This is a genomic window from Bacillus sp. RB3 (genome assembly GCF_030164735.1).
Classification (GTDB): Bacteria; Bacillota; Bacilli; order Bacillales; family Bacillaceae_G; genus Bacillus_A; species Bacillus_A cereus.
The window spans coordinates 150,134-161,853 of sequence record NZ_JASNGE010000004.1; the positions used below are offsets into that span (position 1 = coordinate 150,134).

Consider the following 11,720-nt stretch of genomic DNA (forward strand, 5'->3'; position numbering starts at 1 on the left):
TTACAAAAAAGTTCTATCCGTTAACCGAATAGAACTTCCCAAATATAAATCGCTATACAAAAATAATAGTGTTATGTAAACAAAATTATAAAGAAAAGCTGTCTTATCAATCAATAAGACAGCTTTTCCTTATAATCCTATATTAAAAGTTAAACACGAAGTCATCGTCAGCTAACTTTTCAACGTTCGTTGCTTTTACGTAACCATTTCCTTTTACAGAGAAGAAATCATGGTTTTTCGTATCTGTACGTAAACCATTTAAAACGATTGGGTTAATTTCTTCTTCTTCAAACTTCGGCTCAAGTCCTAAGTTCATAAGCCCTTTATTTGCATTGTAACGAACGAAACGATTTACATCTTCTACAAGACCGATAGAAGTGTAAATTTCTTCTGTATAGGCCATTTCAATTTCATATAGTTCCATTAATAACTCTTGTGTTTCTTTTTGCACTTCTTGTTGCTCTTCTACAGAAAGTTCTGCGAAGATTTGTTGTGCTAAAATACCGACGAATACGCCGTGAATTGACTCATCACGAATTATCAAGTTGATAATCTCACCACTTGCTGTTAGTTTTCCTTGACCAGCTAAGTAAAGTGGATAGAAGAATCCGCTATAGAATAAGTAACTTTCTAAGAACACACTTGCTACCATTGCCATGTATAACTCTTTTTTTGTTACTTCAGGCTTTAATAAACGACGATAGTAACTAGTAATAATACCAGCTTTTTTCTCAAGTAACGGATGATTGTCTACCCAGTCAAAAATATCATCAATCTCTTCTTCTGTAGCTAGTGTTGTGAAAATGTGACTATAACTTTTCGCATGTACTTCTTCCATAGCTCCCATGAAAGCTAATACACTTTTCGCTTGTAAATTTTCAAGATGAACAAGTACAAGTGGCATTCCTTCGCCACCTTGTTTCGTATCTAAAAGTGTTAAACCACCTAATACACGCTTATAAGCAATTTGCTCTTCTTTCGATAATTGCACCCAAGTATTTTTGTCAGACGAAACCGCAATTTCTTCTTCTGTCCAAAACTGAGCGATGTTTTGCTTCCAAAACATTAAACTAAAATCATCTTCTTTTTTGTTCCAGTTTACCGCACGCATTAAATCGCCCCTTCTCTAAATATGATAACTAAGCATGAGCAGGGTTCAGAAAACCCTGCTCATCATGTCTCACTTTTTATATTAAACGGTACAAGCCACACACTCTTCCACGCTTAATTTACGTGTTCTCGTATAATACAGACTCTTTAAGCCTTTTTTATGTGCATAGATGTAGTAACGTGCTAATTCACGTGTTGAAATATCACTATTAACGTAAAGAATTGTACTAATTCCTTGGTCAATATGTTCTTGAATTTCTGCGATTAAATCAATTAATTTAAACTGATTCATATCGTAAGAAGATTTATAGTACCAGAACGTATCTTTTGATAAATACGGCATTGGATAATATGTTGTCGCGTTCGCATATGTTCTTGATTCGATTTGACTTACGATCGGCATTACGCTTGAAGTTGCATTTTGAACGTAACTGATTGATTGTGTTGGAGCAATGGCAAGACGATATGAGTTATATAAACCATTCTTCTGTACTTGCTCTTTTAAACTTGTCCAATCTTCTTTTGTCGGAATATGAATTCCTTCAAATAGTTGCTGAACTTTTTCAGTTACTGGACTGTAATCTGTCGTTTCATACTTTTCGAAGTATGTGCCATTCGCATAATCAGATTTATCGAAGTCTTTAAATGTCTCGCCTTTTTCTGTAGCGATTTCCATACTTTTCTCAATAGAATAGTAATTTAACATCATAAAGAATGTACGAGCGAATTCTTTCGCTTCTGCACTTTCATAAGCGATTTTATTTTTTGCTAAATATCCGTGTAAGTTCATTGCTCCAAGTCCAACTGAATGAAGCTCGTCATTTGCTTTTTTCACAGTTGGTGCATTCGGAATAATCGTCATATCAGAAACAGCTGTTAAAGCTTCCATTCCCGCATGAACTGCTTCACGAATTTCTTTATTTTCCATTACGTTTACGATATTTAACGATCCTAAGTTACAGTTAATATCACGACGGATAATGTCATCTGTACCGTAATCATTTATTTCTGAAGTTTCTTGAAGCTGGAAGATTTCTGTACATAAGTTCGACATCTTCACAGTTCCAATATCCTTCAATGGATGTTGATTATTTGCATTTGATTTAAACATTAAGTATGGGTAACCAGACTCAAGCTGAATCATAGCGATTTTAATAAGCATATCACGTGCACTAATATCTAGTGGCTTCTTCTTCACTTTCGGATTGCTCATTAATTCATCGTACATTTCATCAATGTCAATATCATCTAAATGCTTGCCATATTCTTTATAAACCGTATAAGGCGCGAAAACATGGAAAGGTTCGTTTTTCTCAGCAAGCTCAAAGAACTTACTTGGAACGATAATTCCGATTGATAGAGACTGAATACGGCTCTTCTCATCGGCATTTATTTTTTTTGTATCAAGGAATTCAATAATATCCCAATGGAAAATGTTTAAATATACTGCACCGGCACCTTTTCGTTGGCCAAGCTGATTCGCATATGAAAACGAATCTTCAAGCAATTTCATAACAGGTACTACGCCACTTGCAGCGTTGTCGATACCTTTAATTTGCTCACCACGTGCGCGTAGCTTAGATAAGTTTAAAGCTACTCCCCCGCCGATTTTTGATAATTGCATCGCAGTATTAATGTTAAAGCCAATTGAATTTAAGCTATCATCCATCTCTAACAAGAAACAAGACACCATTTCTCCTCTTCTGCTTCTTCCCGCATTTAAAAAGGTTGGTGTCGCTGGTTGGTAGTTTTGTTTTACAATCATGCTTGCGAATTGTCTTGCTTTCGAAACATCACCGCGTCCTAAGTATAATGAAACAATTGCTACACGATCTTCATAGCTTTCTAAGTATTGTTTTTGATCATTCGTTTTTAACGCATAATCTTTGTAGAACTTAGATGCTGCCATATAAGATTGGAACTCGAAGTTTTCACCATAAGCGATGTTATATACTTCCTCTACTTCCTCCAAGCTATACTCGTCCAGAACGTTGTAATAGTAATCATGTTCTTTCATATACTCCATTCGCTCTGCCACGCTATTAAAAGGAACGGTATTCTCTCTAGCTTCTTCCATAAAGACTTCTAATGCCTCTTTATCTTTATGAAGCTGATAAAAACCGTCCTGCATTTGCGTGATTTCATTATTCAGTTCAATGTGTCGCAATCTCCCGCACCCTTTCCTTAAAGTATTCTACATCGTTATTTGTTCCAGATAACTCAAATTTTGATACAATAGGCACTTCATATTTAGTAGAAATCTTGTCAGCACTTGCACCGAACATGTCTCCCCAGTTACGATTGCCGCTTGCAGATACGCCTTTTAATTTTTCATTATTGCGCTCTAAAAAGTCTAAAACACGTTCTGGTACATTGCCAAAACCTGTTGTATACGTAATAAGAATAAAGTCTTCATCTATTACTAGATCTTCATCAATTTGAACGGCCGGCATATTTAATTTGTGAATGAAACGCTTCACGTTTCCTGTCATAGAATCATATGCAACTAACATTTCCGACCCTCCCTCTCAAATCTATATTCTCTATATGTTGTTCTTGATTTCTCTATATATTGTATTACGTTTCAAAATAAGACACAAGATATATGTATAAATTCTTTCTTTTTTTAACTTTTACTTTTCGACATGATAGCCGTTTTTTTTCAATACAATGACTATGAAACAACATTCTAAAACTCATGTCAATAAAGTGCTTTTCAAAAAAGTTGTCAACGAATTTAACCTTATTTTTAAAAAAGTTAACAATATATTTTGTCATAAAACGGTAGATGCTGAAGAAATATATTTCTCCAGCATCACGCAAAAAAGAACAGATATGAAACTATAATCTGCTCTAAAAAACGATTACATTTATCAAATTTACCTTATTAAATATATTATACATATACTTTCGTTTTTCGTTACATACTAAAAGATAACTATTATAGAAAAAGATTATTATTATGGAACTTCAATTTATTTATGAAAAGTTTATTCAGAGTACTCAATGCGCAAAATATCTTTTACAAATATATGATGTGGATTTTCATCTTTATCAAGCATTGTACATACAGGAGCCTCTTCATCAAAGTATACAATCAGTCCTTCTACGTACTGATATGTATGTTGAACTTGTACAGTTACTTTAATTTCTATTGCTTCTTCATATGCTCTTTTTATTTTCCGAAGCATTTTTGCTGAACATTTTCGTTTCTCTGGATACATAACCATTCCCATAAATCGATTGCCGGCTCTATCTTTCCACATATAATCCCAATGTGGTAAAATGCCTTGTTTAAAATCGCCCATAATTCCCCTCTCCTTTATCTTTTATTTATCCCGCATTAAACGTCCGTTTGGTGAAGGCTACTAATCAGTGAGAGATGCCCTGCTGATCAAAATTCTCCTTTATGAACGTGGCGTTTCTGAATATGTATAAATCACTTGCCCGCCTCGCTGTGCGTTACCAATGAAATGCTTAAAGTCTTCTCTATTTACAACAACTTCTCTGAACGTATAAAATACATCTTTCGTAACAACATACTCCTTTATTTCACCATTTTTTAGCTGATCTAAAATTGTATTTGCTAATTCTTTATCCATGTATTTCACCTCTCTGCAATATTTTATTTTATCTTATATTCTATAGGTCAACAACTGTAAATTTATCCCGCTATTTGCAGGTAGTCCGATTGGTGTTGACTACTAATCAGTCGTAGAATGAACAAAAAATCTTACTGATTAACGTTTCACTTTATCTCGTTGTTATGCCATGATTTTATTTTCGTTATTTCGCAAACAATATTGTTTTACTATATGTCCACTAAATATCATATACTAACATAGCTACTTCTCTATATCAAACATTTCGCCATTCAATTATGCAAAGTTCCATACCACTATGCTACAATATACAAATAGAACTAGGAGGGATACTATGATTCGGAAAGCAAAAAAGACAGATGCAATGGCAATAGCTCCTTTATTGTATAATGCTCTGCATGAAATTGCTGAAAAAATCACAGGTAGCACAGTTGAAGCAGAAGTATTACTAGGACTTGAGACATGGTTCTCAAAAGAAAATAACCGTCTGAGCTACGAAAACTGTTTTGTCTATGAACAAGACGAGAGTGCAGTTGGAATTATTGTCGCTTATCACGGTAGTGAAGCAACACAGCTTGACGCACCAATTGTACATCACTTAAGAGCATTACATAAAGATGAATCAATTACGTTAGAAAAAGAAGCTGAGCTTGATGAGTATTACATTGATACATTATCAGTTTCAAGTGCACACGGCGGAAAAGGTATAGGTTCTAAATTAATTGAAGCTGCCGAAATCTATGCAACTGAAAAAGGGCATAAAAAAATCGCTTTACTTGTTAATTTAGAAAACAAACGCGCCTATTCACTATACGAAAAGTTAGGTTATAAAAAAGATGAAATTGTTATGCTAGTAGGAGAACCTTATGCTCATCTCGTAAAACCATTAAACGTCAAAATTTCTATATCTTAAAAAGAAAGCACACGATTTATATAAATCGTGTGCTTTTATGTTAAATTTGTATTTAATATATTTCCATCCATCGCCTCGTGAAACGTATATGTTGTACATCCCCATGGCTCTCTGTGCAAAATAGGAGAACCAGACCATCCCATCGCTCTCAGTTCAGCACCAATCATTACATTCACATAATTATGACCTACAAGAGCTATACTTCCATGTACGAGAGCATAACGATGTAACAGGTAAGCCGCTTGCCTTACCCTCTCTCTTACTTCCTTATAAGACTCAACATCTTTATGGTAGCCAAGTATCCATAATGTTCGTCCAATGAACATCCATACCTTAATTGTGCATTTCAACCACTTCGGAGCAAAAAAGCATGAAGGAACTTCAGCTTCTCTAAAAAGAGAATTTTGCATAAAAGATAAAGAATCCGTCAATTCAGCTGCTGATTGTACAGCACGCCTTTGATCACTTGTTAAGACAAATTTCGCTGCTTCAATTGCCTCTATTGTTTCTATCGAAATTTTAGCTTTTTGTATCATTGACTCGGAATCATACTGTTTCATCCATTCGTGAAATGAATTAATTGTCATCGGTTCTCTTATACGACTTAAACAACCATGACGAATAAAAGAAATCTTCATTCTTTTCACTCTCCATTCATCACTTATGAACTCTATTATGCACTAGTTCTAAACATCATACCACGCAAGAAAATAAAGTTATATACCTTTACATCTCCCCACCACTATCATGTGTTATCGAAGCATGGATACCATCCATCCCATCAAAATATGTACTCGTATCATATTGACGAATCTTTTTTAAATGCATATAAGAAAATAAAAATAAAATTAAAGCTATAACACTCCCCACAAATTCAAACATCATTTTACCGCCTCTAATTTCTCCCACTTCAGCAGGTTATTCTACTTTTTCATTATACCTCGATATAAAGATTCTCGCATTTTTGCTATTTTTTCTAAAAAACATGGATTTTCTACATATTTTCTTACAAAAAGTGAATATTTTTCGAATTTTTACTTTGGAAACATTTACAAAGTAGGAAATATGGTTCAAAATAGGAGGAAATAAAAAAACCCAAATTTATTCTTTTTTTGGGAAAACTGTAACAAGGAGAGTTGCTTATGCAGATCGCAGAAACTGGAGATATCATCGAATTTAAAGGTGGAATGCAAGGCCGTGTTCAAAAAGTAAATCAAAACTCTGTTATTGTTGATATAACAATTATGAAGAATTTTAGAGAACTAGATATGGAACCTCTTACAGTTGTAAGTCATAAAAACTATACTGTCATTAATCAAAATGCATAATATAATAGAAAGAAAGGGCCTGTATAGTATACAGGCCCTTTCTTTCTATTAACGATTATCAATTGTTTCCGGATATAGATCGTGGTTCATCATGCGGTAGTCAGCCATTTGTTCATACTTCGTACCTGGGCGCCCGTAGTTGCAGTATGGATCAATTGAAATGCCACCACGTGGTGTGAATTTCCCCCATACCTCAATATAACGCGGATCCATTAATTTAATTAAATCGTTCATAATAACGTTCATGCAATCTTCGTGGAAATCACCATGATTGCGGAAACTAAATAAATACAACTTTAAAGATTTACTCTCTACCATTTTTTGCTCTGGAATATAGCTAATATAAATTGTTGCAAAATCTGGTTGTCCTGTTTTCGGGCATAAACTTGTAAATTCAGGACAATTGAATTTTACAAAATAATCACGGTTTGGATGATTATTATCAAATACCTCTAATATTTCTGGGCTATATTCAAATAAATATTTTGTATTTTGATTCCCTAGTAATGTTACATCTTTTAAATCTTCATCTAATCTTCCTGTCATTTTAAACATCCCTTCTCGTTATACGCCGCGCTTATTTCCCCATACTAACGCATGAAGCTGAGGCAATACTTTTGCATCATTCATCTCTTTACAATTTACAGCTTTATCAATCAGCCATTCATACTTATCTAATAAATTTTTTATAAGCATCGCATCATCCACTGTTTTTGTATCATCGTTTCCTACTTGTAAGAAAAATGGTACCTTTGGATAACGTTCGTGCATCTTAACTGCATATTCAAAATCATGATCATCGAATACTACTACTTTTAAACTAATATCTTTTCCTGCTAGTTTCTGAATAATAGCATCTAACTTATGAAAATCTGTTTTCATCGTTGAACTTGGTGGTTTTGGAGAAATTGTTACCTCATCAATTTGAAGTAACCAATCTTGCCATTTACTCCCTTGCGTTTCAATTGCCGTTCGCATTCCATTTTCTTTTAATATAGAAAGAAGAAACTCAATATTTTTCAGCAATGCCGGATTTCCACCTGAAATCGTAACATGAGAAAAATTTTCTCCTCCAATTGCAACAAGCTCATCCCAAATATCTTCTGGTGTCATCTGTCTAATTTGATCTTTAGCTGATCCATCCCACGTAAAAGCAGAATCACACCAAGCACAGCTATAATCACAACCAGCTGTACGAATAAACATTGTTTTTTGCCCTACAACCATTCCTTCACCTTGAATAGTCGGACCGAATATTTCTAAGACAGGGATTTTACTCATCAAGCATCCACTCCCGTCTTACTTCCGCATAACTAGTCGGCGTCTCAAATAGACGAACAAATTCAACGCGAGCTCCTTTATATTCGTTCACTCGATTCTCTTTTGTTAGTGCTTCTGCCATCTTTTCATAAATCCAAACGACCATATTTTCAGCAGTCGTATTCATTGCAGGTAACGTTTCGTTTAAATAACGATGATCTAGATAAATTTCGATTTCATTTTTCCAAATTTCTTTTATATCTCCAAAGTCAATTGCAAGACCTATTTCATTTACATATCCACTAATTCCAAATACAACTTTATATGTGTGACCGTGTAAGTTTTTACATTTCCCTTCATAACAGTGTAAATGGTGTGCTGCATCAAATGTAAATTCCTTGCTGACCATTACTCTTTTATTATGGTATTTGAGTTGTTTACGCTGAATATCCTTGTCCATTTTTTGCAAATTCTCTACGATGCGAAATCCAAAAAAGTTATCCATTAGTTATTCGCTCCTTCGCGTTCTTGTAGGTACGTATCTAATCCTGCTTTACGAAGTTGACATGCTGGACATTCACCGCAACCATCACCAATGATTCCGTTATAACATGTTAATGTTTTTTCTCGAACAAACTCAAATGCTCCAAGTTCATCTGATAATTTCCATGTTTCAGCCTTATCAATCCACATAAGTGGCGTGTGAATGACAAACGGGTAATCCATAGATAAATTTAAAGTAACATTTAACGATTTCACAAACACGTCACGGCAGTCTGGATAACCACTGAAATCAGTTTCACATACACCCGTTACAATATGACGTGCTCCAACTTGTTTTGCTAATACAGCAGCAAATGATAAGAAGAGTAAATTTCGTCCATCTACAAATGTCGATGGCAATTCACCTTCTTCATGTGTAATCTCCATATCCGTTCTCGTTAACGCATTTGGAGCAAGTTGATTTAATAGACTCATATCTAGTACCGTATGCTTTATTCCTAGTTCTTTTGCAATTTCCGCTGCACAATCAATTTCTAGCTTATGACGTTGATTGTAATTAAACGTTACAGCTTCTACCTCTGCAAACTGCTCTATTGCCCAAAATAAACATGTCGTACTATCTTGTCCTCCACTAAAAACAACAACTGCTTTTTCTTTTTTCATTTCACTCATTCTCCTTCTCTACTATAAATAAGAAGAAAGAACGTTCTTGAACTGTCACAATAAAAAAACAAAACAATACCTAAGGATATTGTTGTTTCCATAGTTTTTTATAGAGGGAGTTCGCGAACCTCTCCCGCGCGATGCACGGAATTTCTTCTTTCATTGACACAGCTTATTGTAACATATTGTATACTAGCGTAAAAATTTCTGATTTTTCCGCTATTTATTATTTCATTTCTTTCATTTTATAGTATGATTAATTTAATCTAAGAAGAGAGGAGGCATCCCACTGAAATCCTTTATTATTTATCTCTTTTTAAATATATTATTCATCCTGATTACAATGCTCGTATATCATTTATTTTGGAATCAAAAAGGGAAACGCTCTCCTAAATTAAATTCAGCTATATTCATTGTACTCTGTTGCCTTGCTACCGTACTCTGTATTACATTTGCAGCAAAAACAAATAATGGTTTTCAATTTGATATGCGCCATATTGTATTAATTGTCGGTACATTAACGGGAGGACCTATTGCTGGTGGTTCTATCTTAGTTGTATTAAACATATATCGCTTATTATTAGGTGGGGTAGGTGTTTTCCCATCTCTTATCGGTTCTGTTCTTCTATTTATTGTTCTATTATTAACATATAAATTTTTCAATCGAACTTCTAATCGTATAAAAATAACACTTGCTATTATCTACAGTCTCACATACGGATTTAGTTGGATACCCTTCTTCCTTTCAAAGGTTACAAATAAGACTGATTATATACCGCATATTATTGTGTATGAATTATGTTCAATGCTTGGTACGATTCTAATTCTATATTTACTACACATATTACAAACTCAAGTTCGTCTCCAAAACGAACTTATAAATGCTGAAAAGTTTCATTTAATTGGTGAAATGGCAGCGTCTATCTCTCATGAAATTCGCAATCCATTAACTTCAACGAAAGGTTTTTTACAACTGTTACAATCAGATACATGCACTGAGCAGGAACGAAAATTATATATCGACATTGCCATTAATGGCATCGAACAAGCAAATCATGTTCTTACAGATTATTTAACCTTTGCTAAACCAAGCATTGAAAAAGAACAAACATTACAGTTAGAAGAAGAATTACTACATGCATTGTCGTTAATTACACCGCTTGCTAATTTAACAAATGTGCGTACTCATTATATAAAGCAAAGCACTTCTTTTTTTATCGTTGGAGAAAAGCAAAAACTAAATCAATGTTTATTAAATATTTTAAAAAATTGCATTGAGGCTATGCCAAAAGGCGGTGATCTTTATTTCACATTAGTTCCTGATCATAAGCATATTCAGTTATATATAAAAGATACAGGAGTCGGTATGGATTCAGAACAAGTAAAACGTCTTGGCTCTCCTTTTTATTCAACGAAAGAAAAAGGTACTGGACTTGGAATGATGGTCGTATTCAGTGTTGTTCAAGCTATGAATGGAAAAATTGATATTATAAGTGAAAAAGGAATCGGTACAACCTTTTTATTAACTTTTCCACTCATACAAAAAACGTGATGAAATACTCATCACGTTTTTTCTGTTCCTTCAACTAATTCAGCAAAAGCTTTCACTTTTCCGTGCGGTTGTTGATTTTCTTTACGTGCTTTCCAGGCGCGCTCTTCTTCTCGCTTCTTCTTAGACATGTTTTTTCAACTCCTTCTTTTCTTTCTCCATGTAGTATTCCAAAATAAGAAAGAAAACTATGCACGTATCAAAAAAGAAGTGGTTTCCCACTTCTTCCACTTTAGCGTTGCAAAATTGCATGTTTCGCCTCTTTTAACTGCGTAAGATGTCTTTGTTCATGCAAATCAAGAAATTGAACCCATTGATACAAATTCAGATCATTAAAAACAGGATGCTTTAATCCATTTTCAAATAAATCTTTTTCATCTATAACACTATGAAGCGCGTGTAATAGTTCTTGGCGTGAATGTTCTAGCAATTGAATTCCTTGCTGTTTTTTCATTAAAGTTTCTGTTGGTTGCATTTGCTGAGGAGCTTCTCGTTTATGTGTGCGATCAAGCGTAAGTTGGAGGTCTTTAAATGGAGTCATGTTTCTTTCCTTTTTTTGTAAAGCATATACAAGGGCAGACGTGACAGATTGTTCAACTAAATGCAAGTGGTGTAAAATTTGAATAATGCTCCATTTATCACGGCGTGGCTTTACATTCATTTCTGTGTCATTTAACATTTCAATTTCTGATAATAGCGTGCTTCGAGTAGACTGTAATGAGTTTACTAAACTTTCTAAACTTACATCCATATTAGATTGAAGCATACTTGTTCCCCCCTTTTGTTTGTGA

Annotated in this window: 16 protein-coding genes and 1 riboswitch; of the genes, 3 read left to right on the forward strand and 13 right to left on the reverse strand. The window is 34.2% G+C overall.

Annotated elements, in window-relative coordinates; genetic code table 11:
* Positions 1 to 142 precede the first annotated feature (142 nt).
* The 5 genes from nrdF to QO049_RS08325 all read right to left on the reverse strand — a co-directional run bounded on the left by nrdF (position 143) and on the right by QO049_RS08325 (position 4,712).
* Complete coding sequence (nrdF, locus tag QO049_RS08305; RefSeq protein WP_001203031.1) at positions 143 to 1,111, reverse strand: class 1b ribonucleoside-diphosphate reductase subunit beta; 969 nt, start codon at positions 1,109 to 1,111, stop codon at positions 143 to 145.
* A gap of 81 nt (positions 1,112 to 1,192) precedes the next feature.
* Positions 1,193 to 3,277, reverse strand: coding sequence for a class 1b ribonucleoside-diphosphate reductase subunit alpha (gene nrdE, locus QO049_RS08310; RefSeq protein WP_001215839.1), 2,085 nt, complete (start codon positions 3,275 to 3,277; stop codon positions 1,193 to 1,195).
* Entirely contained in the window at positions 3,264 to 3,623 is a 360-nt protein-coding gene (nrdI, locus tag QO049_RS08315; RefSeq protein ID WP_000959447.1) for a class Ib ribonucleoside-diphosphate reductase assembly flavoprotein NrdI, read from the reverse strand. Before nrdI ends, nrdE begins: the two co-directional genes overlap by 14 nt.
* 477 nt (positions 3,624 to 4,100) lie before the next feature.
* Positions 4,101 to 4,418 carry a hypothetical protein gene (locus QO049_RS08320; RefSeq protein ID WP_098395759.1) on the reverse strand — a complete coding sequence of 106 codons (318 nt, stop codon included), beginning with the start codon at positions 4,416 to 4,418 and terminating at the stop codon, positions 4,101 to 4,103.
* A 99-nt stretch (positions 4,419 to 4,517) separates the two neighbouring features.
* A complete protein-coding gene (locus QO049_RS08325; RefSeq protein WP_000356684.1) occupies positions 4,518 to 4,712 on the reverse strand; it encodes a hypothetical protein in 195 nt (64 codons plus the stop codon).
* A 334-nt stretch (positions 4,713 to 5,046) separates the two neighbouring features.
* Here QO049_RS08325 and QO049_RS08330 point away from each other — a divergent pair, with 334 nt between their 5' ends.
* Entirely contained in the window at positions 5,047 to 5,625 is a 579-nt protein-coding gene (locus QO049_RS08330; RefSeq protein ID WP_000619548.1) for a GNAT family N-acetyltransferase, read from the forward strand.
* A gap of 35 nt (positions 5,626 to 5,660) precedes the next feature.
* On the opposite strand, the gene QO049_RS08335 is transcribed toward QO049_RS08330, so the two are convergent.
* Both QO049_RS08335 and QO049_RS08340 read right to left on the reverse strand, forming a co-directional pair.
* Positions 5,661 to 6,263 (reverse strand): histidine phosphatase family protein, encoded by a 603-nt coding sequence (locus QO049_RS08335; protein ID WP_246962377.1) that lies wholly within the window; start codon positions 6,261 to 6,263, stop codon positions 5,661 to 5,663.
* 88 nt (positions 6,264 to 6,351) lie between these two features.
* Positions 6,352 to 6,507 (reverse strand): hypothetical protein, encoded by a 156-nt coding sequence (locus QO049_RS08340; protein ID WP_000461432.1) that lies wholly within the window; start codon positions 6,505 to 6,507, stop codon positions 6,352 to 6,354.
* Positions 6,508 to 6,767: 260 nt separating this feature from the next.
* Between QO049_RS08340 and QO049_RS08345 the strand changes: the two genes are divergently transcribed.
* Positions 6,768 to 6,953, forward strand: a complete 186-nt coding sequence (locus QO049_RS08345) for a YkvS family protein (RefSeq protein ID WP_001165082.1) — start codon at positions 6,768 to 6,770, stop codon at positions 6,951 to 6,953.
* 48 nt (positions 6,954 to 7,001) lie between these two features.
* Here the strand turns inward: QO049_RS08345 and queF are convergent, their stop codons facing one another.
* From queF to queC, 4 genes are read right to left on the reverse strand one after another with little or no spacing between them, the layout of a single operon-like run.
* Positions 7,002 to 7,499 (reverse strand): preQ(1) synthase, encoded by a 498-nt coding sequence (queF, locus tag QO049_RS08350; RefSeq protein ID WP_001986050.1) that lies wholly within the window; start codon positions 7,497 to 7,499, stop codon positions 7,002 to 7,004.
* 18 nt (positions 7,500 to 7,517) lie between these two features.
* Positions 7,518 to 8,234 carry a 7-carboxy-7-deazaguanine synthase QueE gene (queE, locus tag QO049_RS08355; RefSeq protein WP_000036298.1) on the reverse strand — a complete coding sequence of 239 codons (717 nt, stop codon included), beginning with the start codon at positions 8,232 to 8,234 and terminating at the stop codon, positions 7,518 to 7,520.
* Positions 8,227 to 8,718: a 6-carboxytetrahydropterin synthase QueD gene (gene queD, locus QO049_RS08360; RefSeq protein WP_000368414.1), complete on the reverse strand. Its 492-nt coding sequence runs from the start codon at positions 8,716 to 8,718 to the stop codon at positions 8,227 to 8,229. Before queD ends, queE begins: the two co-directional genes overlap by 8 nt.
* Positions 8,718 to 9,380, reverse strand: a complete 663-nt coding sequence (queC, locus tag QO049_RS08365) for a 7-cyano-7-deazaguanine synthase QueC (RefSeq protein WP_000711595.1) — start codon at positions 9,378 to 9,380, stop codon at positions 8,718 to 8,720. The genes queD and queC overlap by 1 nt, the downstream gene beginning before the upstream one ends.
* Before the next feature lie 93 nt (positions 9,381 to 9,473).
* Positions 9,474 to 9,517: riboswitch (PreQ1 riboswitch) on the reverse strand.
* A 206-nt stretch (positions 9,518 to 9,723) separates the two neighbouring features.
* On the opposite strand from queC, the gene kinB reads away from it, so the two are divergent.
* On the forward strand, positions 9,724 to 10,932 hold the full coding sequence (gene kinB, locus QO049_RS08370; protein ID WP_000964155.1) for a sporulation sensor histidine kinase KinB: 1,209 nt from the start codon (positions 9,724 to 9,726) through the stop codon (positions 10,930 to 10,932).
* 11 nt (positions 10,933 to 10,943) lie between these two features.
* Here the strand turns inward: kinB and QO049_RS08375 are convergent, their stop codons facing one another.
* The gene (locus QO049_RS08375; RefSeq protein ID WP_000038355.1) at positions 10,944 to 11,060 is read right to left on the reverse strand and encodes a DUF6254 family protein; all 117 of its coding nucleotides are present in this window, start codon (positions 11,058 to 11,060) and stop codon (positions 10,944 to 10,946) included.
* 101 nt (positions 11,061 to 11,161) lie between these two features.
* Positions 11,162 to 11,695 (reverse strand): DinB family protein, encoded by a 534-nt coding sequence (locus tag QO049_RS08380; RefSeq protein WP_229163639.1) that lies wholly within the window; start codon positions 11,693 to 11,695, stop codon positions 11,162 to 11,164.
* Positions 11,696 to 11,720: the final 25 nt, after the last annotated feature.

Excerpts from the sequence above, each read along its gene's own strand:
- queD (WP_000368414.1), bottom strand. The coding sequence starts at position 8,718 with ATGGATAACTTTTTTGGATTTCGCATCGTAGAGAATTTGCAAAAAATG.
- nrdI (WP_000959447.1), bottom strand. The coding sequence starts at position 3,623 with ATGTTAGTTGCATATGATTCTATGACAGGAAACGTGAAGCGTTTCATT.
- QO049_RS08320 (WP_098395759.1), bottom strand. The coding sequence starts at position 4,418 with ATGGGCGATTTTAAACAAGGCATTTTACCACATTGGGATTATATGTGG.
- QO049_RS08340 (WP_000461432.1), bottom strand. The coding sequence starts at position 6,507 with ATGTTTGAATTTGTGGGGAGTGTTATAGCTTTAATTTTATTTTTATTT.
- nrdF (WP_001203031.1), bottom strand. The coding sequence starts at position 1,111 with ATGCGTGCGGTAAACTGGAACAAAAAAGAAGATGATTTTAGTTTAATG.
- QO049_RS08335 (WP_246962377.1), bottom strand. The coding sequence starts at position 6,263 with ATGAAGATTTCTTTTATTCGTCATGGTTGTTTAAGTCGTATAAGAGAA.
- QO049_RS08330 (WP_000619548.1), top strand. The coding sequence starts at position 5,047 with ATGATTCGGAAAGCAAAAAAGACAGATGCAATGGCAATAGCTCCTTTA.
- kinB (WP_000964155.1), top strand. The coding sequence starts at position 9,724 with ATGCTCGTATATCATTTATTTTGGAATCAAAAAGGGAAACGCTCTCCT.
- queE (WP_000036298.1), bottom strand. The coding sequence starts at position 8,234 with ATGAGTAAAATCCCTGTCTTAGAAATATTCGGTCCGACTATTCAAGGT.
- QO049_RS08380 (WP_229163639.1), bottom strand. The coding sequence starts at position 11,695 with ATGCTTCAATCTAATATGGATGTAAGTTTAGAAAGTTTAGTAAACTCA.
- queF (WP_001986050.1), bottom strand. The coding sequence starts at position 7,499 with ATGACAGGAAGATTAGATGAAGATTTAAAAGATGTAACATTACTAGGG.
- QO049_RS08345 (WP_001165082.1), top strand. The coding sequence starts at position 6,768 with ATGCAGATCGCAGAAACTGGAGATATCATCGAATTTAAAGGTGGAATG.
- queC (WP_000711595.1), bottom strand. The coding sequence starts at position 9,380 with ATGAAAAAAGAAAAAGCAGTTGTTGTTTTTAGTGGAGGACAAGATAGT.
- QO049_RS08325 (WP_000356684.1), bottom strand. The coding sequence starts at position 4,712 with ATGGATAAAGAATTAGCAAATACAATTTTAGATCAGCTAAAAAATGGT.
- QO049_RS08375 (WP_000038355.1), bottom strand. The coding sequence starts at position 11,060 with ATGTCTAAGAAGAAGCGAGAAGAAGAGCGCGCCTGGAAAGCACGTAAA.